Genomic DNA, 22,724 nt, shown 5'->3' with positions numbered 1-22,724 from the left:
GTCAGCCGATGCGCCAGGTGTCGCCACCCAGCAGCAGCTCGCTCAGGTCGCCGGTCCCCGTGCGGGCCGCGGCCTCGTCGAGCTGCTCGGCCATGAGAGTGTCGTAGGTCGGGCGGGCGACCTGCCGGAAGATGCCGATCGGCACGTGCTCGAACGCCGGCTCGTCGAGCCTGCTGAGCGCGAAGGCCACCGACGGGTCGGGGTTGTGCGCGTCGTGCACGAGGATCTGGTCGTCGCTCACGCTGTCGCGGGCCACCACCTCGATGCCCCCGCTCGCGGCGCGTACGACGGCCTTCGAGGCGCTCGCGATGGGCTGGCCGTGCTCCAGCCGCACCGTGATGTCGTCGCGGACCTCGGGGTCCTTGAGCTGCTCGAAGGCGTTGTCGTTGAAGATGTTGCAGTTCTGGTAGATCTCCACCAGCGACGTGCCGTGGTGCGCGGTCGCCTCGCGCAACACCGACTGCAGGTGCTTGCGGTCGGAGTCGATGGTCCTGGCCACGAAGGACGCCTCGGCGCCGATGGCCAGCGAGATCGGGTTGAACGGCTTGTCGAGCGACCCCATCGGCGTCGACTTGGTGATCTTGCCGACCTCGCTCGTGGGGGAGTACTGGCCCTTGGTCAGACCGTAGATCCGGTTGTTGAACAGCAGAATGTTGAGGTTGACGTTGCGGCGCAGCGCGTGGATCAGGTGGTTGCCGCCGATCGAGAGAGCGTCGCCGTCACCGGTGATCACCCACACCGAAAGGTCGGGACGTGAGGCGGCCAGCCCGGTCGCGATCGCCGGCGCCCGGCCGTGGATGGAGTGGAACCCGTAGGTGTTGAGGTAGTACGGGAACCGCGACGAGCACCCGATGCCGGAGACGAACACGATGTTCTCGCGCTTGAGCCCCAGCTCGGGCAGGAAGCTCTGCACGGCGGCCAGGATCGCGTAGTCGCCGCAGCCCGGGCACCAGCGCACCTCCTGGTCGGACTTGAAGTCCTTCAGGGTCTGCTTCACGTCGGTCTTGGGAACGAGCGAGAGCCCTTTCCCATTGACTAGCTCAGTCACTGTCGATCACGTCCTGGATGACTCCGGCCAGCTCCTCCGCCTTGAACGGGAGCCCGCGCACGCGGTTGTAGCTGATCACGTCGACGAGGTAGCGGGCCCGCAGCAGCAGGGCCAGCTGGCCCAGGTTGATCTCGGGCAGCAGCACCTTGTCGTAGCGCTTGAGGATCTCGCCGGTGTTGGCGGGCAGCGGGTTGAGGTGGCGCAGGTGGGTCTGGGCGACCTTGCCGCCGCCCTTCCTGATGCGCCGCACGGCGGCGGCGATCGGGCCGTACGTCGAGCCCCACCCGATGACGAGCACCCTGGCGTCGCCGTCGGGGTCGTCGACCTCGAGGTCGGGCACGTCGATGCCGGCGACCTTGGCGGCCCGGGTGCGGACCATCAGGTCGTGGTTGGCGGGGTCGTAGGAGATGTTGCCGGTGCCGTCGGCCTTCTCGATGCCGCCGATGCGGTGTTCGAGGCCGGGGGTGCCGGGGATGGCCCACGGGCGGGCGAGGGTCTCGGTGTCACGCTTGAAGGGCAGGAACGTGCCGTCCTCGCTGTTCGGGGCGGTCGTGAATTCCTGCGATATGTCCGGCAGATCGGAAATTTCGGGCAGGCGCCAGGGCTCCGAGCCGTTGGCCAGATAGCCGTCCGACAACAACATGACCGGCGTGCGATATTTGACGGCGATCCTGGCCGCCTCGACGGCCGCGTCGAAGCAGTCGCTCGGCGACATCGGCGCCACCACCGGCACCGGCGACTCGCCGTTGCGGCCGAACAGGGCCATCAGCAGGTCGGTCTGCTCGGTCTTGGTCGGCATGCCGGTGCTCGGCCCCGCGCGTTGCACGTCGACGACGATCAGCGGCAGCTCGGTGGTTACCGCCAGGCCGACGGTCTCGGCCTTCAGCGCCACGCCGGGACCCGACGTGGTGGTCACGCCCAGCGACCCGCCGAACGCGGCCCCGAGCGCCGCGCCGACACCGGCGATCTCGTCCTCGGCCTGGAAGGTGCGGATCCCGAACCGCTTGTGCTTGGACAGCTCGTGCAGGATGTCGCTCGCCGGGGTGATCGGGTAGGACCCCAGGAAGAGCGGCAACTTCGACTGCACGCTGGCGGCGATCAGACCGTAGGCGAGCGCCTGGTTGCCGGAGATGTTGCGATAGACGCCCGGAGCCAGCCGCGCGGGCTTGACCTCGTAGCTCACCGAGAAGCCCTCGGTCGTCTCGCCGTAGTTCCAGCCCGCCTGGAAGGCGGCGATGTTGGCCTTGGCGATGTCGGGCTTCTTCGCGAACTTCTGCTCGAGGAACTTGATGGTGTGCTCGGTCGGCCGGTGGTAGAGCCAGGACAGCAGGCCGAGGGCGAACATGTTCTTCGACCGCTCGGCGTCCTTCTTCGACAGGTCGAAGTCTTCGAGAGCCTTGACGGTCAGCGAGGTCAGCGGGACCGCGTGCACGCGCCACTCGCTCAGGGAGTCGTCCTCGAGCGGGCTGGCGGCGTAGCCGACCTTCTGCAGGTTGCGCTTGGTGAACTCGTCGGTGTTCGCGATGATGTCGGCGCCCCTGGGCAGGTCGCCGAGGTTGGCCTTGAGCGCGGCAGGGTTCATCGCCACGAGCACGTTCGGCGCGTCGCCGGGCGTGAGGATGTCGTGGTCGGCGAAGTGCAACTGGAAGCTCGAGACACCGGGCAGCGTGCCTGCGGGCGCGCGGATCTCGGCGGGGAAGTTGGGCAGGGTCGACAGGTCGTTGCCGAACTCCGCCGTGCCCGCCGTGAAACGGTCGCCGGTGAGCTGCATGCCGTCGCCGGAGTCTCCGGCGAATCTGATGATCACGCGGTCGAGTTGCTGGACCTGCTTCGTCACAGCTCAGTCCTCCTCGACGCGCCAAGGCGCGGTTGATGTAGGCGCGTTCTCTGTTTCCATGCTAGATCCTCGGAAGGTCACGCGTTTGCGGGCCGCGAAAGCGGGTAACGCGGCCGGGGTCAGGGTGAGGCGGGAGAACGACGACACAGCCCGGACGCGAGCCTGCAGAGGTCCACATGCAGGCGGGCGAACAGGACGGTTCGGGTCACGTGCGCCAACTATACGTCCCCCTACACGCGCACTATGTCTGGGGCTGCTCGCTCCCTGACGTGTACATGCGTCCGGCCTGCATCCCCGCAATGCCGTACAGCTCGGGAACGGTGACAAAGCTGTAACCCTTCCCGCGCAACCTTTCGAGGATGTCCGGAACGGCATCGACGGTTTCCGGATGGATGTCGTGCATGAGAATGATCGCACCTGGATGCGCCTCGCGCACCGCTCGTTCGACGATGTCGGCAGATTTCGTGCCCTCGTGGTCGTGGGTGTCGACGTCCCAGGTGACCAGTGACATGCCCTGCTCGGCCGCGACGGCGCGCAACTCCGGGCCCACGGCCCCGTACGGCGGTCGCACGAGCGTCGGCGTGCGCCCGGTCGCGACAGAGATGGCGTTCCCGGCCTCCCTCAGCGAGTCGGCGATCTTGCTGGTGGTCAGGTCGGCAAGGTTCCTGTGCGTCCAGCCGTGGTTCCCGACCAGGTGACCCTCGGCGCTCATCCGCAACACCAGACCGGGGTCGGCGGCGGCGTTCGCGCCGAGAGGGAAGAACGTCGCCCGCGCCCGGCCGTCCTGGAGCCGGTCGAGCAGCGCGCCGGTGTAGGGACCGGGACCGTCGTCGAACGTCAGCGCCACGCACTTGGTCTCGGCGCAGTCGGTGGTCACGGCCAGGTTCCTGACGGCCTCGGTGTTGTTCGCGGGGTGGTCCGTGGGCGGAGGGCCGTTCAGGTCCTCCGCGGCCCTCCGCGCCGCCGCCCTGACGCCGTCCTGCGCCCGCGCCCCCAGGCCGGACAGCAGCGGCGTGACGTCGTCAGCCGGCACGGCCGCCGCCACCCGGCCCAGTCGGCACGGCCCGGCCTGGCAGTCGTCGAACTCGACGACCAAGTCCCCGTCGCGGTTGAAGGCCATCGAGTCGAACCGGTCGGCGTCCGCGATGATCCCGCCCGCCACGATCTGCGACCCGCGCTCCTGGATCAGGCGCCGCTTGACCAGCACGCCCAGCCTGCGCAGCGCGTCATCGCCCGCGAGCAGGCCGGAGGAGCGGACCGCCCTGCCGTCGTGCGGGTCGAACCAGTACGTCCGCGTGGAGTGTTGCCAGCCCGCCTTCAGCTTCTCGCCGGTGCGCATCCGCACGGCGATCGCCCCGGGGGAGGCGGCGGCGAGCTGCCAGTTCACGTTCAGCTCGGACCGGGTGCCGGCCGCCCTCCTCTTCGCGCGCTCGCGGAAGGCGCGCAGTTGCGCCCGTGCCCGCTCGTGCAGCGTCCGGTTGAGGGCGGGGGCCTCGTCCAGCTCGGGGTAGGTGATGTACGCGTATGTGCCGTCGGCGGAGTCGCCGCCGGTGAGCGTTCTGGTGGACAGGCCGACCACGGTCGTGGGGTCGACAAAGTCGATCGACGTCGGCTCTGCCGGGACCACGATGTCCCTGTCGGGTGCGGTGGCGGCCACGCCGCAACCGGACACCGAGAGGGCCAGCAGAGCGATTCCTGAAGAGAATCGCTTTTTGCGCATGCATGTCAGGGTATGGTGGCGATCTTCTGATTTACCCTGATTTGGGATGATCAGGTCCTGACTTTTGACCATCTCCCGGTTTGCGTCTCCCCTGAGTTACCATCCCGTCATGGACGGCTATTTCGGGTCGTACGTGCTCGTCGCCGCGCTGCTCGCCATCGGCGTCGCCATCGTGGCCGGCGCCCTGCTCGCCAACCGCCTGCTCCGCCCGTCCAGGCCCACGCCCGACAAGCTGACCACGTACGAGTGCGGGGTCGACCCGGTGGGCGAGGGCTGGGCGCAGTCCCAGGTCCGCTACTACGTCTTCACGTACCTCTACGTGGTGTTCGCGGTGGACGCCGTCTTCCTGTTCCCCTGGGCGACCGTCTTCGACGCCCCCGGCTACGGGCTGACCACGCTCGTCGAGATGTTCGTGTTCCTGGGGTTCATCGCCCTCGGCATCGTCTACGCCTGGCGCAAGCGCGTACTCACCTGGACGTGAGGATGTGGCACGTTGTGTGCCATGTGTGCCGTGTCCGTCTGCCCTCAGTGCGACCAGTCGCTCAAGACCGAGCCGTCCTTCCCCTCGTGGTGCCCGTCGTGCGACTGGAACGTCGTACGCGGCGGCGGAAGGCGGGAGCACGCGCGGCCGGCCCGATTATCAGCCAGGCTCGTCCGCGGCCTCCACGAGGACGTCCTCCGCTCGGAGAAGGAACCCGGCGGACTCCCGGCGGGCACGGCCCGCGTCGCCGGCTACGCCCTCGCCTGCCTGACCCACCTCCTCACCCCCGCTCTCCTCCTCCTCGCCGGCTACCTGCTGACCCGCGGCAGCCTCCTCGCCGTGCTCCCCGCCCTGGTGGCCCTCGACCTCGCCTGGCTGCTGCGCCCCCGCCCCGCCCCCTTCCCCGGCGGCGCGCAGCCCCTCACCCGCGAGGACGCGCCCGACCTGTACGCCCTGCTCGACCGCATCGGCACGGAGATCAAGGCGCCCCGGACCGACCTGGTCGCCGTCAGCGGCGAGGTGAACGCGTCCTTCAGCACCTACGGCTGGCGGCGCCGGCGCCTGGTCGAGATCGGCTACCCGCTGTGGGTGATCCTGACCCCGCAGGAACGCGTCGCGCTCCTCGCCCACGAGATGGCCCATGCGAGCAACGGCGACGACCGGCACGGGCTCGTCGTCGGCAGCGCGCTGCACTCGCTCACGGTGCTGCGCGAACTGACGACATTCGGCTGGGAGCCGGGGGACGGCCTCTCCCGCTGGCTCGCCGAATCCCTGCTGGCCCTGCTCGGACTCCCCGTACGCGGGCTCATCGCCGCGATGGAACTGCTGCTGCACCGCGCGTCACAACGCGCCGAATACCGGGCCGACGCGATGGCGGCGCGGGTCGCGGGCGTGCCGGCGACGGCCTCGCTCCTGGACGCGACGGTCACCAGGGCGGCCTCCGCCCTCTGGTTCCTGGAGACGAGCGCGCTCACGGTGAAACCCGAACGGTTGTGGACGGCCCTGCGCACGTCCGCTGACGCGGTGCCCGACTCGGAGCTGGAGCGCCGCCGCCGCGCCGCCCACCTGGAGGAGCTGCGGGTGGACAGCACGCACCCGCCGACGTACCTGCGGATGGAGTGGGTCGCGACGCTGCCCTACCGGGAGGCACGGGTGGCGGCCGGGGACGCGGCGCGCGGGGCGGACGGCGCCGAGCTCGACGCGGCGGCGAGCCGCGTGGCGCGGGCCATCAGGGAGAACGCGCAATCAGCCCTCTACCACTGACCGCGCGGGGGCATCACGCTCAGCCCAAGGGCTGTGCACGCCAGGGAAGATTCCTTTGCGTTCCCCCTGATGCGCGTAAGAATGGGCACATGGCAGCAACGGACCTCCCGATGCCCACAGTGGGGCCGATCTCCAGATTGGCCCCCAAACCCATGCGCTTCGTCCTCAACTGGGGCAGGCGCTATTCGCTGTGGGTGTTCAACTTCGGGCTGGCCTGCTGCGCCATCGAGTTCATCGCGACGTCGGCGAGCCGCCACGACTTCATCCGCTTCGGCGTCATCCCGTTCGCCAACGGTCCCAGGCAGGCCGACCTCATGATCGTCTCCGGCACGGTCACCGACAAGATGGCCCCCGCCGTCAAGCGCCTCTACGAGCAGATGCCCGACCCGAAATACGTGATCTCGTTCGGCGCCTGCTCCAACAGCGGAGGCCCCTACTGGGACTCCTACTGCGTGACCAACGGCGTCGACCAGATCATCCCCGTGGACATCTACGTCCCCGGCTGCCCGCCCAGGCCGGAGGCGCTCCTCTACGGCATCACCAAACTCCAGGAGAAGATCGCCGGGGAGAAGCTCAGCGACCGCTACGTCTGGTCCCGCGCCCACTCGTCGGAGCAGGCGTGACCGCCCGGATCGCCGAACGGTTCGGCGAGCGCGCGGAGATCACCGAGTCGTACGGCGACGTCACCGTCGACGTCGCCCCCGACGGCTGGATCGAGCTGCTGACGTTCGTCCGCGACGAGCTCGGCCACACCTTCTTCGACTGGCTGACCGGCGTCGACGACCCGCCGGACACGTTCCAGATCGTGGCCCACGTCTGCAACCCCGACGCCCGCACCCGCCTGCTGCTGCGCACCCGGGTCCCGCGCGCCGACCCTCACCTGCCCAGCGCCGTCGACGTCTACAGGGGCGCCAACTGGCACGAGCGCGAGACGTACGAGATGTTCGGGGTGATCTTCGACGGTCACCCCTACCTGGTGCCGCTGCTGCTGCCTGACGGCTTCGAAGGCCATCCGCTGCGCAAGGACTTCGTCCTGGCCGCCCGCGTGGCCAAGGCATGGCCCGGCGCCAAGGAACCCGGCGAGTCGGGGCACGGCGCCCCCAGCCGCCGCAAGACGCTTCCGCCAGGAGTTCCAGCCGACTGGGGGCCGCCCGATGCTTGACGTGGTGCTGAGCTTCGCCGTCATCCTCCTCGTGTTCCTGGTGCTGCCGCTGATCGTGGGCCAGACCGAGCACAAGGTCATGGCGCACATGCAGTCGCGGCTGGGGCCCATGTACGCGGGCGGCTTCCACGGCTGGGCGCAGCTCATCGCCGACGGGGTGAAGTTCGCGCAGAAGGAGGACGTCGTCCCGGCCGCGGCCGACCGCCGCATCTTCATGATCGCCCCTGGTGTGGCGCTCGTGCCCTACCTCCTCGTGCTGATCGCCATCCCCCTCGACCGCGGCCTCGTGGCCGTCGACCTCGACCTCGGCCTCTTCTTCGTGCTCGCCGTCATGGGCGTGGGCGTGCTGGGCGCGATCATGGCAGGGTGGGCCTCGGCCAACAAATACTCCGTGCTCGGCGGCATGCGCTCGGCGGCCCAGCTCATGGCGTACGAGCTGCCGCTCGTGCTGGCGGCCTCGTCGGTGGCGATGGCGGCGGGCACGCTGTCGATCCCCGGCATCGTCGAGGCGTGGCAGTGGTGGTGGTTGCCGTGGCAGGCCATCGGCGGCGTCGTCTTCTTCGTGGCCGGGCTCGCGGAGCTGCGGCGCCCGCCGTTCGACATGCCGATCGCCGAGTCCGAGATCATCATGGGCCCGATGACGGAGTACACCGGCATGCGCTTCGCGCTGTTCATGCTCTCGGAATATGTCGGGATCGTGGTCCTGTCGTTCCTGACCACCGTCCTGTTCCTGGGCGGCTGGCACGGGCCGTTCCTGCCCGGCTGGTTGTGGACCCTGGTCAAGGTGTTCGCGCTGGCGTTCGTGGTGATCTGGCTGCGGGTGACCTATCCGCGGCTGCGCGAGGACCAGTTGCAGAAGCTCGCCTGGGCCGGGCTGGTCCCGCTGGCGCTCGTGCAACTGGCGCTCACCGGGGTCGTCAAGGTCATCGTCTGACGGGCACAGCCCGGTCCTCCGCGCGTGACGACGTCAGGCGTAGTGGCGGTAGATGGCGCGGGCGACGCAGGCAGGCTTGTCCGCCCCTTCGATCTCGACGGTGAAGTCGAGATGCATCTGCACGCCGTCGCCGGGCACGTCCTCGACCGAGGCGACGGTGGCGGCCAGGCGGACCCGGGCGCCCACCTTGACCGGGCTGGGGAAGCGGACCTTGTCCAGGCCGTAGTTGATGCTCATCTTCACGCCCTGGATGTCGAGCACCTCGTTGAACAGCGGGATGACCAGGGACAGCGTCAGGTAGCCGTGGGCGATCGCGCCGCCGAACGGCCCGCCCGCGGCCCTGCCGGGGTCGACGTGGATCCACTGGTGGTCGTCGGTGGCGTCGGCGAAGGTGTTCACCCGGTCCTGGGCGATCTCCAGCCAGCCGCTGTGGCCGAGACTCTCGCCGGCCAGCGCCCTGATCTCGTCGAGCCCGTACGCCGTGGTGGTCATGCGTCCGTCGTCCTCTCCTGGGTGCCGAGCCCGAGCAGGCGTACGGCGTTGTCCTTCAGAATCCTCGGGCGGACCTCGGGCTTGATCTCGAGCTTGTCGAAGTCGGCCAGCCAGCGGTCCGGGGTGATCACGGGGTAGTCGGACCCGAAGAGCACCTTGTCCTTGAGCAGCGTGTTGGCGTACCTCACGAGCTGCGGCGGGAAGTATTTCGGCGACCAGCCCGACAGGTCGATGTGGACGTACGGCTTGTGGGTGGCCACCGCCAGCGCCTCGTCCTGCCAGGGGAACGACGGATGGGCCAGGATGATCCGCAGCTCGGGGAAGTGCACGGCCACGTCGTCCACCAGCATGGGATTGCCGTATTTGAGCCGGATGCCGCCCCCGCCGGGGACACCCGCGCCGATGCCGGTCTGCCCGGTGTGGAACAACGCCGGGACACCCAGCTCCTCGATCGCCTCGTACAACGGGTACGCCACGGGGTCGTTGGGGGCGATGCCCTGGATGCTCGGGTGGAACTTGAACCCGCGCACTCCGTGCTCCTCGACCAGCCGCCGCGCCTCTCGCGCGCCCGCCCTGCCCTTCCAGGGGTCGACGCTGGCGAACGGGATCAGCACGTCGGCGTGCTCGGCGCAGCTCTCCGCGACCTCCTCGTTCGAGATGCGCGGGTGCCCGGTGGCGTGCTCGGCGTCCACGGTGAACACCACCGCGGCCATCTTCCGCTCCCGGTAGTACGCGGCCATCTCGGGGATGGCCGGCTTCCGGTGCCCGTGGGCCTTGAAGTAGTCCTCCGAGGCGCCGAACAGCTCCGGGCTGAGCGAGCCGTGCCCGTCCTTGGAGATCTCCGCGTGGGTGTGCACGTCGACCGCGACCAGCTCGGCGACGTTCATGGCCGCCATGTCAGGCCTCCTGCCCGTCCGAGGCGGGGACCTTGGGCGCGGGGACCCCGTACGTCTCCGGCTCGGCGCCGACACCCGAGTGCCAGGAGGCGGCGATCGCCTCGGCCGTCCACCCTCCGTCGGCGAGGGCGACGGCCTTCTCGCCGGGGTGGGACCACAGGGCGAGGCGGTCGCCGCCGATGCCGATCGCCTGGCCGGTCACCTCCGCGGAGGCGTCGGAAGCGAGGAACACGACGAGCCCCGCCACGTCCTCGACCGTGCCCAGGCCCTCGTCCTTGCGCAGCCAGCCGGGCAGCGGCCGGCCGGTCCGCTCGGATTCCTCGATGATCGGCGCGAACACGGGAATGGTCTTGGTCATCCCGGTCGCGGCCACCGGCACGACCGCGTTCACCGTGATCTTCGCCCTGGCCAGCTCCATCGCCCAGGTTCTGGCCATCGCCACGATGCCGGCCTTGGCCGCCGCGTAGTTGGTCTGGCCGAAGTTCCCGCGCTGGCCCGCCGGCGAGGAGATGAGGATCAGCCGGCCGCCGGTGCCCTGCTCGCGCATCTGGACCGCCGCGGCCCGCGCGCAGGTGAACGTGCCGCGCAGGTGCACGTCGATCACCGCGTCGAAGTCGTCGTCCGACATCTTCCACAGGACCCGGTCGCGCAGGATCCCCGCGTTGGTGACCATCACGTCAAGCCGGCCGAACTCCTTGACCGCTGTGGCGACCAGCCGGTCGGCCACCTCGGCTGAGCCGACGGGGGCCTCGACGCTCAGCGCGCGGCCACCGCTCCCGGTGATGGCGGCGACGGCCTGCGCCGCCGCCGCGGCGTCCACGTCGTTGACGATCACCGCCGCTCCGGCTGTGGCCAGCGCCTCGGCGTATGCGCGGCCGAGCCCGCGGCTCGCACCTGTGACAACGGCGACTTTGCCGGACAGATCCATTGCATTCCCCCTGAGGTGTGAGGCGGATGAGGCGAATATATGTCGATATTGTGACGAACGTCAAAGATTTGCCTAACGTCCTGAGGTCGGCCTACTCTCGTGCTGTGACGCGCACCGACGGGGACGACGACGGGCAGCCGGCTTCGGCCCCGCGGCCGCAGTCGCTGCTGTTCAGCTTTCTGGGGATCTACGTGCTGGGCCGCGACCTTGCCGTCTACTCGGGCAGCCTCATCGAGGTGTTCTCCCGCCTGGGCGTCTCCGAGGAGGCGGTCCGGTCGACGCTGGCCCGCATGGTGAAGCGAAACCTGCTGGCCCGGCACCGCCGTGGGCGCAAGACGTACATCGGGCTCACCGAACGGGCCGAACAGGTGCTGGAGGACGGGCGCCGCCGCGTCTGGGAGACCGGCGCGGTCAACCGCGCATGGGACGGCACCTGGACCCTCGTCGGGTTCTCCCTCCCCGACAGCCTGCGCACCACCAGGCACGACCTGCGCTCGCAGCTCGTCTGGGCCGGGTTCGGCCTGCTGCAGAGCGGGCTGTGGATCGCCCCCGGCACCAAGGACACCGGCGATGTCCTCACCTCCCTCGAGTCGGGCGATCTGCGGGTCGACGACCACGTCACCGTGCTGCAGGCCCGGGCGCTCAAGCCCACAGAGTCGGCCGACCTCGTCCGCAAGGCCTTCGACACCGAGCAGATCGCCGGCCGCTACCGGGCCTTCCTCCGCCGCTGGGACACCCCGCATCCGGTGCCGGCCGCGGCCGACGACCTCGCCCGCCAGCTTCTCCTGCACACCGACTGGCTCCAGCTCATCCGGCAGGACCCGCACCTGCCCGCCGAACACCTGCCGCAGGACTGGCCGGCGATCCGGGCCGAGCAGGTCTTCCACACGCTCGCCCGCGTCTACGAACAACCCGCGCGGGAAGTGGCGTCGGCGATCCTCGACACGTCCGGCGTACGGCAGGACCCACCCTGACCCCGCCCGGCGCGGAGCTCTACCCGGGTCGGGCCATGACGACGTCCTCCAGCCACCGACCGACGCGTTCGACCATGTCGTCGTCGAAGGTGCGGGTGTCGACGTTGTCGGCATGGATCTCGAGCACGGGAAACCCGGCCGCCTCCAGTGCCCTGGCGGTGAAGTAGCTGCCCCGGGGGTCGTCGGAGACCAGATGGACCACGCCGTCGACGCCGTGCGAGCGGGCCTCCTTCACGTACCACTCGCTCGACCACGGCGGGGTGTAGAGCTGATCGCTGAAGGCGGCGAAGCGCGCCGCCAGCGCCCTCATGGGGTCGTCGCCGTAACGGATATAACCGTCGGCGGCGACGGCGAGGTACATCGACCAGACGAACACCGCCCCGTACTCCTCCTGGAAGCGCTGGTAGAAGCCCATGTCGTACCAGAGGCCGCGGCCGATCCACATCAGCCTGGCCCGCTCCTCCTGGCACGCGCCCACGCCCGCGTCGACCCGGTCGCGCACCTCCTCGTAGAAGCGCCTGGCGAGGTCCCTGGCCCACTCGGTGCCGCGGTGCCACTGCGGGAGCATGACGCTGGGGATGCTGTCGACGACGCCGAGCGGCGCGGGCCGGGCGCGGGCGACGAGGGCACGCGTCTTCCTGTTCCACTCCCCCTGCTCGTTGGCCAGGGCCATCACCTCGCGGAAGCGGGACTCGTCGAACCGCCTGCCGGTGGTGGTCTCCAGGAACCTGACGAGGTTCTCCAGCTCCGCGGTGAGCAGGTCCAGCCTGGCCGGGCCGACGGCCTCTTCCCACCGGTGCGGCATGAGCTCCCACCAGTTGACGGGGACCTCGTTCTCGGCGGCGCTCTCCAGGGGGTAGAAGGTGACCCCCGGCTCCTGCCCCCAGATGTCGAAGATCTTGCGGGTGACGTCGCCGGAAGCGTCGCCGACGACGATGTCCGGCCCGGGCAGGCCGCCCCACGGGCCCGCCTCCGGCTCCGGGTCGAACGCGGAGCCGAGGGTGACCGCGTTGTACTGCTCGGAGTAGTCGGGGTAGCCGCGCTGCCGCACCAGCTCCAGGTAGTGCCCCGACCGCTGCTTGGCGGTCACCAGTGAAGCCCACCATTGGCTGACCGCGTACGGGATGTCCATCGTGCGGAAGATCTCGTGCGGGACGTCCGCGTTCAGCAGGGCGAACGGCTCGCCGGCGGCGACCCGCCCGCGCAGGTCGGCGAACCATTCGCGCTGGTGCCTGCTCGCCTCGGCCGCCGTGTCGAGGGATTTCACACTGCGCGATCTCACGTTGGGCATGGATGTTCCTTCCGCAGGGCGGCCAGATCGGCACGCCCGTAGTCCTGGTGCTCCAGCAGCACGGCGGGGATGTCCAGCGCCGCGCGCTGCGCGGGGAAGTCCCAGGCCGGGGCCTCGTCTCCGGCCCTGCAATAGGCGACGAAGAGCTCGGCCCCGCAGTGCCGTACGGCCGCCGCCGCGCGCGCGGCCCGCTCGCCCGCCGTGCCCCGGTGGGCGGTCGGGCCGCCGTGGTGGTAGCGCTCGGCCAGCGCGTCGAGGCCGCCCGCGCCGACCGGCTCGTTCACGAAAGGGCCGCCGAAGGAGTGGTCCTCACCGACGATCACCAGGCCCTCGGACTCGATGGCCTCGTACACGTGCGGCGTGTCGTGGTCACTGCCGCTCAGGAAGACGCGCCGCCCCGCGTGCTCCGGGAGCTGATCCGCCTCGACCAGCAGCCGTTCCAGCAGCGCGACGTGCTCGTCCACGGGCAGGACCGCATTGGCCACCGCGAGGAACTGCCTCCCCGTGAGTCGGGCGGGCACGGCCCTGCGCAGCTCGGCGGCGGCGGCCAGCAGCCGGCGCCGCACGTCGTGCGCCGCCACCGCCCCGGCCAGGTCGAGGGGGCGGCCGGTCCAGGCCTCGAGCCTGGCGGCGAACTCGCCGATCCTGCGCCGGTTGTACCGGGCGGTCGTGCGGTGCGGCAGGTGCAGGATGTCCACCAGGTACGCCTCGGGCAGCCCCGAGCCCGGCTCCACGCGGCACAGCTCGCGCAGCGCGTAGAACAGCCGCAGGGACGCCTCGCAGTCGCGCGAGACCACGATGCGATCCAGCTCGCCGAAGGAGCCGGCGAGCAGCCGGGCGAGCACCGAGCGGGCCACCGGGTCCACCCCGCGGCCCAGGTATCGGTCTCCGAGCGCGGACCCGGACCCCGGGTCGCCCGTGAGGCGGAACGCGCGGACTCCCGCGGCGGTCAGCAGCTCGACCGGCATGTCCGCCCCTACATAGCCGACGACCGCGGTCCGGCCGCCGGTCCGGGCCTTCGAGGCGGCAGGAGGCGCGCCGCGCCGGGCGTACGCCTCCTCCAGCGCGGCCAGGGCCGTGCGCACGTCAGATCACCCCTTCCTCGGCCAGCTCGTTCAGCTCGGCGCCGGAGTAGCCGAGCAACCCGCCGTAGATCTCGGCGTTGTGCTCGCCGAGGCCGGGCGCCGGCCGGTCGAGCGCCGCCTCCGAGTCGGAGAAGCGGATCGGCACGCCGGTCCCGTACAGGTCCGCGTGGCGGCCGTGGCGCGGATGCTCCAGCGGCACAACCTCCTCGCGCTCCAGCACCAGCGGGTCGCGCACGCCGTCGCCGGGCTCCCGCACCTCGGCTGCGGGCACGCCATGCCGGGTGAGCAGGTCGAGGACCACGGCGAGCGGCCGGTCCGCCGCCCACGAGCCCACCAGCTCGTGCAGCTCCCCGGAGTTGGCCACGCGCGCGTCCCGGGAGGCGAACCGCGGGTCCGCGGCCAGGTCGTCGCGCCCCATCGCCGCGAACAGGCCGCGGGCGAAGGCGTCGGTCGGGCCGCACAGCGCGAACCAGCCGTCCGCTGTGGGAAACGTGCCGAACGGCGCCAGCCTGGGCACGGTCGTCCCCGTGCGCATGGGCAGGCCCAGCTTCTCGTAGGCGTCGAAGGGCTCGCACGCGACCAGCGAGGTGAGCGCCCCGAGCATGGACACGTCCACGTGCTGGCCCTGGCCGGTCGCGTCGGCCCGCAGGACCGCGGCGAGCGTGCCGATCACCGCGTACAGCGGCGCGACCAGGTCACCCACCGGCAGCCCGAAGCGGACAGGCGGCTCGCCGGGGGCGCCCGCGGTCATCATCACGCCGCTGAGCGCCTGGATGATGGTGTCCATCGCCTTGCCCGAGCCGGGACCGCCCTGCGCGCCGAACCCGCTGATCGACGTGCACACGATCCGCGGGTTGATCGTGCTCGCCCAGTCGTGGCCGATGCCGAGCCGCGCCGTGACGCCGGCGCTGTAGTTGTCGATCATGATGTCCGACACCCGGACCAGACCGGCCAGGACGTCGCGGGCGCGGGGATGCTTCAGGTTCAGCGTGACGCTCTGCTTGTTACGGCCCCGCAGGAGCATCGACACGGACATGTCGTCGTCCCCGCCGCGGGTCAGTGCCAGCCCGTCGGCGCCGAGATAGGGGGCGTTGTTGCGGGAGCTGTCGCCGCCGGTCAGCGGATTCTCCACCTTGATCACACGGGCGCCGAGCCCGGCCAGCAGCAGGGTCGCGTACGGCCCGGACAGCGCGGTGGTCAGATCGATCACCGTACGGCCGGCCAGCGGGCGTTCAGCCACGCAGCACCACCTCGTCCCCCTCCCAGCGGAACTCCGTCTCCAGACCCGCCTGCCGCGTGATGCGCTCGATGTACGCCACGACCCGCCGTCCCTCCGCGTCGTCGCCGAGCGGCACCGGCCGGCCGGCGCCGTCGATCCAGCAGGGCACGAGACCGGCCGAGACCAGGCCGTTCCGGTCGAAGCGGCAGAGCGCGATCGCGGTGTTCCGGCTCTCGGGATGAAAGGGGTAGTACGGCATGTCCGGGTCCGGGGCGAAGCCGTACAGCTCGACTCTGCGGCGCGCCCACGCGGCCCGCTCGCCTTCGTCGCCTGTCGCGGGCGTCAACGCGTGGGTGACGGTCACGAAGTTGCCCAGCCCGTGGTAGATCGGCCTGCTGCGGTACATCTCGACGCCTCGCATGATGTGGGCGTGGTGGGCGAACACGGCGTGCGCTCCGGCGTCGACGGCGGCACGGGCGACGGGCCGCTCGTACATCGCCAGCACGGCGGGTGTGTGCCCGACGCCCTTGTGCAGCGACACCAGCACGACGTCGGCCTCGGCGGCCAGGGCCGCCACGTCGGCCGCCAGCCGCTCCAGGCACGCGGGGTCGGCGAAGGTGTAGACGGCGGGCGGCCCGCCGGGGCTGGCGTGGTCGAGCTCGTAGTGGGTCAGCACCTTGACGTACGCGCAGCCCGGCTTGCGGCTGGTCGCCCAGGACTCGCGCGGGCCGACGCAGTTGTAGCTCAGCACGCCGATCCGCAGCCCGTCGCGCTCCACGACCGCGGGACGGCGGGCCTGGCCGAGGGTCATGCCGGCGCCCGCGGTGGCCAGCCCGGCCTCGGTCGCGTACCTGATGGTGTCGGCCACTCCCTGGTCGCCGACGTCGTAGACGTGGTTGCCCGCGAGCGTCACCACGTGGAATCCGGCCTCGGCGACCGCGGAGAGCGCGGCGGGATCGGCGGGCGGCGCGGGTACGTCGGTGCTGACCTGGGCGGTGGACGTGCTGTGGGGCACCTCGATGTGGCCGATCACCACATCGCCCCGGCCCAGCGTCTCCCGTGCCGGGGCGAAGAAGGACGCGGGGTCGGGCTCGTCGACGACGAGGTCGCCGACGGCCATTACCGTGCAAGTCAAGAGGTGGTCTCCTCCTCGAGCGCGCGTTCGTCAGGGGTTGGGGCCGCGCGCCCGGAGAAGCGCGACAGGAAGGCTCGCAGACGGGGTGAGGCGGGATTGTCGAAGATCTCCTCGGGAGTGCCGGTCTCGACCACCCGGCCCTCCTCCATGAAGACGCAGCGATCGGCCACCTCGCGGGCGAAGCTCATCTCGTGCGTCACGATGATCATGGTCATGCCGCCGCGGGCCAGATCGAGCACGACGCTCAGCACCTCGTCCACCAGCTCGGGATCGAGAGCGCTGGTGGGCTCGTCGAAGAGCATGATCCTCGGGTGCGTGGCCAGGGCCCTGGCGATGGCGACGCGCTGCTGCTGGCCGCCGGAGAGCATCCGGGGGTGGGCGTCCGCCTTGCCGGCGAGCCCCACCCGCTCCAGCAGCCGCAGCGCCTCCTCGCGCGCCTCCTCGGGGGCGCGGCCGTGGACCGCCACCTGGGCCTCGACGACGTTGCGCAGCACGCTCCAGTGCGCGAACAGGTTGAACTGCTGGAAGACCATGCCCATGCGGCCGCGCTGGGCGGCCACGCGGCGGTCCGGCAGGGGACGCAGGTGGCCCCTGTGCATCTCGTGGCCGAGCAGTTCCCCGTCGAGGTACATGGCCCCGCCGTCGATGTTCTCCAGCTGGTGGACGCAGCGGACCAGGGTGGACTTGCCCGACCCGGACGGGCCGATGACGGTGACGACCTCGCCCTCGTGCACGTCCAGGTTCACCCCGTCGAGCGCCAGGTGGTCGCCGAACCGCTTGCGCACGTCATGGACGCGCAGGACCGGTGTCACCGCTGCCCCCTTCCGAAGTGCTGCTCCAGGCGCCGCTGGCCGAGCGACAGCACGGTGACCACCGCCAGGTACCAGGCGCAGGCGACGATCAGCAGCGGCACGATCTCGTAGGTCCTGTTGTAGATCACCTGCACCGAGTACAGCAGGTCGGCCATCGCGATCACGCTGACCAGGGAGGTGCCCTTGAGCAGGCTGATGAACTGGCTGCCGGTGGGCGGGACGATCACCCGCATCGCCTGCGGAAGCACGACCTTGACGAAGCTCTGCCTGGACGTGAAGCCCATCGCGCGGGCCGCGTCACGCTGCCCGCCGTCCACGGCCAGGATGCCGGCCCTGACGATCTCGGCCATGTACGCGGCCTCGTGCAGGGTGAGCCCGATGACGGCGGCGGTCAGCGAGCTGATCACGGAGTTGGTCGGCCACGAGACGAAGGTCGGGCCGAACGGCACGCCCAGCGAGATCCGCGGCAGGAGGTAACCGAGGTTGAACCAGAAGATCAGCTGGACCAGGGGTGGTATGCCGCGGAAGACCGCGACGTAGACGCCGCAGGCCCAGGCCACCGGCCTGAAGCCGCTCAGCCTGCCCGACGCGAGAAGCACCCCGAGCACGCTGCCCAGCGCCATCCCGATGACGGTGAGCAGCAGCGACATGCCGAGACCGCGCAGGATGTTCGGGTCGAACAGGTAGGTGCCGACCACCGGCCATTCGAACCGCGGGTTGGTGACGAGGAACCAGGCGAACTGCGCGACGAGCACGAGGAGCACGGCTCCGACCACCCAGCGCAGGGGGCGGATGCGGGGACGGGCCGAGGCGACGTCCACGACCTGCGGCGCCGAGCTCACTGCGCCGCCGCTGTGTTCATCCGGGGCTCTTCCACCGCCACCTTCTGGAGCCCGTACCTGTCCATGATCTTCTTGTACTCGCCGTTCTCGAAGATCTCCTTGAACGCGTCGAGCATGACCGGGCCGAGACCGCTGGACTTGGGCACGAGCATCGCCAGCTGGTCGACGCCGGCGCCCTGCTCGTCGGTCTGCGTGACGTACGTGAAGGCGTCCTTCTGCTTCACCATCACGTCGAGGGCCGCGCTCTCGGTCATGCCCGCCGCGTCGGCGCGGCCGGACGTGGCGGCGAGGATGGTGCCGTTCGTGTCGGCGAAGCCGATGAAGTCGATCTGCGGCTTGCCCTGCTTGGCGCACCATTCGGTCAGGCGCTTGGCCTGGTCCTCCACGATGCTGCCGGCGGTGCCGGCGACCCGCTTGCCGCACAGGTCACCCGAGCTCTTGATGGCCGAGGACCCCGCCTTGGGGATCAGATAGGAGGTCCGGGTGACCATCCAGACGATCGCGTCGAACTGCTTCTCGCGCTCGGCGGTGTCCTTGACCGGCCCGTTGAAGGCGTCGTACCTGGAGGCGAGCATGCCGGAGAGCGCCGCGGGCAGGCCGCTGACGATCGAGATCTCGGTGCGGACCCCCAGCGCCTTGCCGAGGGCGTCCTGCAGATCCTTGTCGATGCCCGTGACGGTCTTGCCGTCGTTGGCGACGATCCGGTAGGGCGGGTGGGAGTCTCCGGCAAATCGGATGACGCCCGTCTCCTTGATGGCATCGGGTAGGGCGTCGTACAGCGCCGTCGCGCCGGCCGGCCGCTGCGTCTCACCGCCGCCTCCGCCGCATGCTGCGGCGGAGGCGAGAGTCAATACCGCCGCACTCGCGAGAACGGTCCTGGGCAGTCTCATGGTGGTCCTCCCGCGACCGGACTAAGGCTGCAGTTAATTGTGCGGTCGTTGGGGTAAGTGTCACACCTAAGGGTGCACGCCTGTCAAGAGCCGGTTGTGCGGGGGAGCGATCAGGTGGGCGCGAGGATGGAACCGGTCCGGTGGTGGGCGACCAGTTCGGCCAGTCCGGGCTCGAACTCCGCGACGATCTGCTTGACGCGGAACTCGGCGAGCGGCCCGAGGGTGTCGTAGATCTCCACGAAGAGGTCCCTGGCCGCGGCGCGCGGCCAGTCGGCGGGCAGCAGCTCCGCCGGCAGGTCGGGATCGTGGTTGGGGAACGTCCGCCAGGTGTCCATGATCCCCGAACGCGCCACCAGCGCCTCGGACGCGCCGACCGCGCCCTTGCGGACGCGTTCCAGGAGGGGCGCGTACCGGGCCACGAACTCCTCGTAGGTGCGCCGGAGCTGATCGAAGTCCCACGCCTCCTGCGGGGCGCGCATGCCCGTCAGGTCCAGGGCCTCGGCGCGGAAGACCGTCGCCATCGGGATCTCCAGCTCGGTGAGCACCGCCGCCGCGCTGTCGGTGTTCGCCCGCGGCGAGACCCACAGCCCGTCGTAGAGCGGGGCGAAGCCGAGCCAGCGCAACCTCGCGCGCAGCGCGTGGCGCAGGTCGCGCTGTTCCTCGGAGATGGAGAAGGCCGCCATCACCCATCTGCCGTCCCAGGCGCCCTGCTCCAGGCCGAAGGACATGATCCGCTGCCTGCCCTCCAGCATCACTGCGGCGGCCCGGTCGGTCAGCCGGTAGTAGGTGCGCCGCCCGGACTTGGACGACTCCAGCAGATCCCGTCTGGTCAGGCGGCTGAGCGCGGCCCTGGCCGCCACGGCGGAGACCCCGAACTCCTCGGCCAGCCGCACCAGGGCCGCGGACGGCAGTTGCTCGGGCCGGCTGATCCAGTAGTCACCGAGCAGCGTCGTGATCAGGTGCTGCGGGGGTGCGCCGACCTGGAAGCGCGGAAAGTCGACGTTCCCTGCCTCGGGCAGCTCACTATCATTCACAGCGAGAGTATATTGGCAACGCTTGGACGTGCGCTCGTTATGGGAATGTCATGCTTCCATGGTGGGGTGGCTCTCGATGCGGGTCGTCAGCGGGCCTCGCCGCCCTCCTCCCGCCACGCGCCGGCCAGGTCGCCACCGGCGAGGAGGTCCAGGCGGTCGCGGTCGGTCGTCGCGTCGAAGCTCGTGTGACGGTGGGCCACCGGCGACTCCAGGCCGGACACCTGCGTGAAGGTGTGGTGCGCTGCCAGCCCGGCCAGCTCGGGGTCGAATCCGGCGAGGATCTCGCGGAAGCGCTGCTCCGCCGGCTCTCCGAGCGAGTCGTAGATCTGCACGCACAGCCGCCTGGCCTCGTCGCGCGGCCAGCCGGCGGGAAGCAGCTCGGCGGGAAGGTCGGGGTCGAGCGTGGGGAACACCCGCCAGTCGGTCATGATCGCGGTCCGTAGCCGCAGCGCTTCCGCAGGGCACGGGACGGACATCGCCAGCCGCTCGGCGACCGGCCGGTGGGTGCGGATGAAGCGCAGGTAACGTTCGCGCAGCGCGGTGACGTCGAAGGCGCGGGCCGGCACCGGGTCCAGGTCGTCGTCGGCGACCTTGCGGGCCCGGAACACCACCGCCCCGCGCACGCCCAGCCTTCGCGCGAGCTCGACGACGTCGTCCGTCATGTCGTGCGGGGACACCCACACCGCGTCGAAGATCATGCCGAAATGCAGGAGACGCAGCCCGTCGCGCAGCGCGCGGCGGGTGTCCCGCTGGTCCTCGGGCACCGAGAACGTGACGACCGTCCACTTCCCGTCCCAGCGCGGGGTGGCGGCGCCGAAGGTCAGCAGCCGGCGCATGTGCGCCACGATCACGTCGTTGGCCCGAGGCGGCAGGCCGTACGCGGTGGTGCGACCGTTGCGGGAGCTGGTCAGCAGCCCTCGCGAGGTGAGCCGCCGCAGGGCGGCGCGGGCGCTGGCCGCGGTGATGCCGAACTCCTCCAGCAGCCGCACCAGCGCCGCCGACGGGATGTGCTCCTGCCGCCAGAACCAGTAGTCGCCCAGCAGCGTGGTCAGCAACCGCTGTGGCTCGGCCCCTTGCCGAGCCCTTGGCAGGGAGCCGGGCTCCGGCGACGCGGCCACCTGGCGTCGGTCCATCGTCAGACTCCTCAGCCGGTGAGGGGCCCAGCAGGCCACGCCCGATCACGGACGGGCTGACCGGGCTCGACCTGGGTGAATTTTACGGCGTCCGGGCATCCCGGCGTGGTCGGTCCGGGAGGCGACGATCGCGTGAGACGCCTCCTTCAGCGTGGCACGTGAGGGCGCAGGAAACGGCCGGGGGAGTAGCGGACGAACTCCGCGCCGCCCAGGGCCGGGTCCTCGGCGGCCAGGCGTGCGGCGAGCCGGTTGAGCTGATGAGCGTTGACGCCCGTCCAGCGGCCGGTGACGACCCGGCTCCGCAGGGTCCGCACCGCGGCGACGAACTCGGCTCCGGTGTAGCGGCAGTGGCCTGGCCGGTCGACGAACGCCTGGCGCAACATCTCCCCGTTCCCGGCGCGCCGCACCACGTCGGAGTAGGCGCGGGCCTGGGTGACGGTGGGGTAGTTGTCGCCGCGCTCGTGCACCGTCAGGACAGGGACGCCCAGCGCGCCGCGTGGGGTGAAGTTGTCCTCCATGTAGGTGACGGCGCCGGGGTCGGCGGAGACACGCGGCGCCGCGCCCAGGGCCGCGAGGTCGGCGTCGAGGTCCAGCCCCGCGCTGCCGTAGAGGGCCCGCACCTGTTCCATGCGCCCCGACTGCCGTAGTGCCCGGCGGTAGTCCACGCCCGTGTTCCAGGAGAAGTTCCCGCCCGCCCGCTGTTCCAGCGGATGGCGGGGAGAGAAGACGGTCGCCATGAACGCCGCGTACTGCTGGGCCTGCTGTGCGGCCCAGTCGCGCGCCGCCGGTTCCGGGGTGCCGGGGACCGACCAGGTGGAGACCTGGGCGAAGGACGCGGCCAGGGCGATGCGGGCCCGGCCGGCCGGAGTCTGCTGGGCGGCGTCCAGGATGGCGCGGGCGGCCGCGGTGCTCCGCGCCTCCTCCTCCGCCGAGGCCAGCCGGACGAGCTTGACCGCGTCGTCGCCGGGGGCGAGCAACGTCTTGAACGCGAAGGCCGCGTCGAACGACTGGTTGAGCATCGCCACCGGCCCGGCGACCGAGGCGCAGTAAGGCAGCGCGCCGTCGATCAGGTCGGGCCGGCGTTCGGCCAGGCCGGCCGCGATGGCGCCACCCATCGAAGCCCCCCAGGCCAGGGTGACCGTGGGTGTCCCTGCCACCTCGGCGAACGTGGCGAGCGTGGCGGCGGAATCCCGCAGGGTCTCCGCGACGGCCCAGCCGTCCCCGTAGGGCCGGGTGCCGGCCAGGGCGTAGCCGTGGGCCAGCAGCCGGCGCCGCGCGGCGGTGTCACCGCCGAGGTCGGCCGGCAGGTGCTGCGGGCCGGCTCCCTGGCCGTAGCCGGGGCTGAACGCCAGCACGGTGCCGTTCCAGCCGCGCGGGACCTCGATCGCGTAGGTGGCGCCGCTCGGGTGGACGCCCGTGACGCTGATGGGACTGGCCCGGCCGGTCGTCGCCGAGGCGTGGGGCAGGCCGGCGGCCGGTGGGAGGGCGAAGGCCGTGGCCGTGAGCACCGTCACGGCAAGGGTCGCCCGATTCATCACTGAACGGGGA

Annotated in this window: 23 protein-coding genes; 6 read left to right on the top strand and 17 right to left on the bottom strand. The window is 70.9% G+C overall.

The genetic code is table 11. The features are described from left to right. Position 1 precedes the first annotated feature (1 nt). From ACTWPV_RS39120 to ACTWPV_RS39105, 4 genes are all read right to left on the bottom strand, one after another. Positions 2-1,048 (bottom strand): 2-oxoacid:ferredoxin oxidoreductase subunit beta, encoded by a 1,047-nt coding sequence (locus ACTWPV_RS39120; protein ID WP_443155643.1) that lies wholly within the window; start codon positions 1,046-1,048, stop codon positions 2-4. After that, on the bottom strand, positions 1,041-2,885 hold the full coding sequence (locus ACTWPV_RS39115) for a 2-oxoacid:acceptor oxidoreductase subunit alpha (RefSeq protein WP_443155642.1): 1,845 nt from the start codon (positions 2,883-2,885) through the stop codon (positions 1,041-1,043). The genes ACTWPV_RS39120 and ACTWPV_RS39115 overlap by 8 nt, the downstream gene beginning before the upstream one ends. Positions 2,886-3,004: 119 nt before the next feature. Then, complete coding sequence (locus tag ACTWPV_RS39110; RefSeq protein ID WP_352322479.1) at positions 3,005-3,094, bottom strand: putative leader peptide; 90 nt, start codon at positions 3,092-3,094, stop codon at positions 3,005-3,007. Positions 3,095-3,126: 32 nt separating this feature from the next. Further along, on the bottom strand, positions 3,127-4,605 hold the full coding sequence (locus ACTWPV_RS39105) for a polysaccharide deacetylase family protein (RefSeq protein ID WP_443155641.1): 1,479 nt from the start codon (positions 4,603-4,605) through the stop codon (positions 3,127-3,129). Between the two features lie 109 nt (positions 4,606-4,714). On the opposite strand from ACTWPV_RS39105, the gene ACTWPV_RS39100 reads away from it, so the two are divergent. The 5 genes from ACTWPV_RS39100 to nuoH all read left to right on the top strand — a co-directional run bounded on the left by ACTWPV_RS39100 (position 4,715) and on the right by nuoH (position 8,445). Then, on the top strand, positions 4,715-5,086 hold the full coding sequence (locus tag ACTWPV_RS39100) for an NADH-quinone oxidoreductase subunit A (RefSeq protein WP_347648421.1): 372 nt from the start codon (positions 4,715-4,717) through the stop codon (positions 5,084-5,086). Positions 5,087-5,116: 30 nt separating this feature from the next. Next, positions 5,117-6,349 carry a M48 family metallopeptidase gene (locus ACTWPV_RS39095; RefSeq protein ID WP_443155640.1) on the top strand — a complete coding sequence of 411 codons (1,233 nt, stop codon included), beginning with the start codon at positions 5,117-5,119 and terminating at the stop codon, positions 6,347-6,349. A gap of 89 nt (positions 6,350-6,438) precedes the next feature. Further along, on the top strand, positions 6,439-6,972 hold the full coding sequence (locus ACTWPV_RS39090) for an NADH-quinone oxidoreductase subunit B (protein WP_443155639.1): 534 nt from the start codon (positions 6,439-6,441) through the stop codon (positions 6,970-6,972). Continuing rightward, the gene (locus ACTWPV_RS39085) at positions 6,969-7,511 is read left to right on the top strand and encodes an NADH-quinone oxidoreductase subunit C (RefSeq protein WP_347648423.1); all 543 of its coding nucleotides are present in this window, start codon (positions 6,969-6,971) and stop codon (positions 7,509-7,511) included. Before ACTWPV_RS39090 ends, ACTWPV_RS39085 begins: the two co-directional genes overlap by 4 nt. Next, complete coding sequence (nuoH, locus tag ACTWPV_RS39080) at positions 7,504-8,445, top strand: NADH-quinone oxidoreductase subunit NuoH (RefSeq protein WP_347648424.1); 942 nt, start codon at positions 7,504-7,506, stop codon at positions 8,443-8,445. Before ACTWPV_RS39085 ends, nuoH begins: the two co-directional genes overlap by 8 nt. A 33-nt stretch (positions 8,446-8,478) precedes the next feature. Here nuoH and ACTWPV_RS39075 read toward each other — a convergent pair whose 3' ends face one another. Genes ACTWPV_RS39075 through ACTWPV_RS39065 form a run of 3 tightly spaced genes read right to left on the bottom strand, consistent with a single transcriptional unit; the run spans position 8,479 to position 10,761 of the window. Then, positions 8,479-8,937 (bottom strand): MaoC family dehydratase, encoded by a 459-nt coding sequence (locus tag ACTWPV_RS39075; RefSeq protein ID WP_347648425.1) that lies wholly within the window; start codon positions 8,935-8,937, stop codon positions 8,479-8,481. Further along, positions 8,934-9,824, bottom strand: a complete 891-nt coding sequence (locus tag ACTWPV_RS39070) for an amidohydrolase family protein (protein ID WP_443155739.1) — start codon at positions 9,822-9,824, stop codon at positions 8,934-8,936. The genes ACTWPV_RS39075 and ACTWPV_RS39070 overlap by 4 nt, the downstream gene beginning before the upstream one ends. Before the next feature lie 10 nt (positions 9,825-9,834). After that, positions 9,835-10,761 carry an SDR family oxidoreductase gene (locus ACTWPV_RS39065; RefSeq protein ID WP_443155638.1) on the bottom strand — a complete coding sequence of 309 codons (927 nt, stop codon included), beginning with the start codon at positions 10,759-10,761 and terminating at the stop codon, positions 9,835-9,837. A gap of 104 nt (positions 10,762-10,865) precedes the next feature. On the opposite strand from ACTWPV_RS39065, the gene ACTWPV_RS39060 reads away from it, so the two are divergent. Beyond that, the gene (locus ACTWPV_RS39060) at positions 10,866-11,735 is read left to right on the top strand and encodes a PaaX family transcriptional regulator (RefSeq protein WP_347648428.1); all 870 of its coding nucleotides are present in this window, start codon (positions 10,866-10,868) and stop codon (positions 11,733-11,735) included. A 19-nt stretch (positions 11,736-11,754) separates the two neighbouring features. Here the strand turns inward: ACTWPV_RS39060 and ACTWPV_RS39055 are convergent, their stop codons facing one another. From ACTWPV_RS39055 to ACTWPV_RS39010, 10 genes are all read right to left on the bottom strand, one after another. After that, positions 11,755-13,026, bottom strand: a complete 1,272-nt coding sequence (locus ACTWPV_RS39055; RefSeq protein ID WP_443155637.1) for a 2-hydroxyacyl-CoA dehydratase — start codon at positions 13,024-13,026, stop codon at positions 11,755-11,757. Then, a complete protein-coding gene (locus tag ACTWPV_RS39050; protein WP_443155636.1) occupies positions 13,014-14,111 on the bottom strand; it encodes a 2-hydroxyacyl-CoA dehydratase in 1,098 nt (365 codons plus the stop codon). The genes ACTWPV_RS39055 and ACTWPV_RS39050 overlap by 13 nt, the downstream gene beginning before the upstream one ends. A 1-nt stretch (position 14,112) precedes the next feature. Continuing rightward, entirely contained in the window at positions 14,113-15,351 is a 1,239-nt protein-coding gene (locus ACTWPV_RS39045) for a CaiB/BaiF CoA transferase family protein (RefSeq protein WP_443155635.1), read from the bottom strand. Beyond that, complete coding sequence (locus tag ACTWPV_RS39040) at positions 15,344-16,465, bottom strand: CapA family protein (protein WP_443155634.1); 1,122 nt, start codon at positions 16,463-16,465, stop codon at positions 15,344-15,346. The genes ACTWPV_RS39045 and ACTWPV_RS39040 overlap by 8 nt, the downstream gene beginning before the upstream one ends. After that, positions 16,462-17,277: an amino acid ABC transporter ATP-binding protein gene (locus ACTWPV_RS39035; protein ID WP_347648433.1), complete on the bottom strand. Its 816-nt coding sequence runs from the start codon at positions 17,275-17,277 to the stop codon at positions 16,462-16,464. The genes ACTWPV_RS39040 and ACTWPV_RS39035 overlap by 4 nt, the downstream gene beginning before the upstream one ends. After that, the gene (locus tag ACTWPV_RS39030) at positions 17,274-18,119 is read right to left on the bottom strand and encodes an amino acid ABC transporter permease (RefSeq protein WP_347648434.1); all 846 of its coding nucleotides are present in this window, start codon (positions 18,117-18,119) and stop codon (positions 17,274-17,276) included. The genes ACTWPV_RS39035 and ACTWPV_RS39030 overlap by 4 nt, the downstream gene beginning before the upstream one ends. Next, positions 18,116-19,009 (bottom strand): transporter substrate-binding domain-containing protein, encoded by an 894-nt coding sequence (locus ACTWPV_RS39025; RefSeq protein ID WP_443155633.1) that lies wholly within the window; start codon positions 19,007-19,009, stop codon positions 18,116-18,118. The genes ACTWPV_RS39030 and ACTWPV_RS39025 overlap by 4 nt, the downstream gene beginning before the upstream one ends. Before the next feature lie 110 nt (positions 19,010-19,119). Continuing rightward, positions 19,120-20,043: a PaaX family transcriptional regulator gene (locus ACTWPV_RS39020; RefSeq protein WP_443155632.1), complete on the bottom strand. Its 924-nt coding sequence runs from the start codon at positions 20,041-20,043 to the stop codon at positions 19,120-19,122. A gap of 86 nt (positions 20,044-20,129) precedes the next feature. Beyond that, positions 20,130-21,176, bottom strand: coding sequence for a PaaX family transcriptional regulator (locus ACTWPV_RS39015; RefSeq protein ID WP_443155631.1), 1,047 nt, complete (start codon positions 21,174-21,176; stop codon positions 20,130-20,132). A gap of 146 nt (positions 21,177-21,322) precedes the next feature. Next, the gene (locus ACTWPV_RS39010; protein ID WP_443155630.1) at positions 21,323-22,711 is read right to left on the bottom strand and encodes an alpha/beta fold hydrolase; all 1,389 of its coding nucleotides are present in this window, start codon (positions 22,709-22,711) and stop codon (positions 21,323-21,325) included. Between the last annotated feature and the right edge of the window lie 13 nt (positions 22,712-22,724).

Source organism: Nonomuraea sp. KM88 (genome assembly GCF_052245635.1).
Lineage (GTDB): Bacteria > Actinomycetota > Actinomycetes > Streptosporangiales > Streptosporangiaceae > Nonomuraea.
Note: the sequence above shows the minus strand (reverse complement) of the source record. Positions and strands in the feature narration are given on the sequence as shown.

Coding starts and splice junctions, on each gene's coding strand:
- ACTWPV_RS39105 (WP_443155641.1), bottom strand. CDS start 4,605: ATGCGCAAAAAGCGATTCTCTTCAGGAATCGCTCTGCTGGCCCTCTCG.
- ACTWPV_RS39100 (WP_347648421.1), top strand. CDS start 4,715: ATGGACGGCTATTTCGGGTCGTACGTGCTCGTCGCCGCGCTGCTCGCC.
- ACTWPV_RS39090 (WP_443155639.1), top strand. CDS start 6,439: ATGGCAGCAACGGACCTCCCGATGCCCACAGTGGGGCCGATCTCCAGA.
- nuoH (WP_347648424.1), top strand. CDS start 7,504: ATGCTTGACGTGGTGCTGAGCTTCGCCGTCATCCTCCTCGTGTTCCTG.
- ACTWPV_RS39075 (WP_347648425.1), bottom strand. CDS start 8,937: ATGACCACCACGGCGTACGGGCTCGACGAGATCAGGGCGCTGGCCGGC.
- ACTWPV_RS39070 (WP_443155739.1), bottom strand. CDS start 9,824: ATGAACGTCGCCGAGCTGGTCGCGGTCGACGTGCACACCCACGCGGAG.
- ACTWPV_RS39065 (WP_443155638.1), bottom strand. CDS start 10,761: ATGGATCTGTCCGGCAAAGTCGCCGTTGTCACAGGTGCGAGCCGCGGG.
- ACTWPV_RS39055 (WP_443155637.1), bottom strand. CDS start 13,026: ATGCCCAACGTGAGATCGCGCAGTGTGAAATCCCTCGACACGGCGGCC.
- ACTWPV_RS39025 (WP_443155633.1), bottom strand. CDS start 19,009: ATGAGACTGCCCAGGACCGTTCTCGCGAGTGCGGCGGTATTGACTCTC.
- ACTWPV_RS39015 (WP_443155631.1), bottom strand. CDS start 21,176: ATGGACCGACGCCAGGTGGCCGCGTCGCCGGAGCCCGGCTCCCTGCCA.
- ACTWPV_RS39010 (WP_443155630.1), bottom strand. CDS start 22,711: ATGAATCGGGCGACCCTTGCCGTGACGGTGCTCACGGCCACGGCCTTC.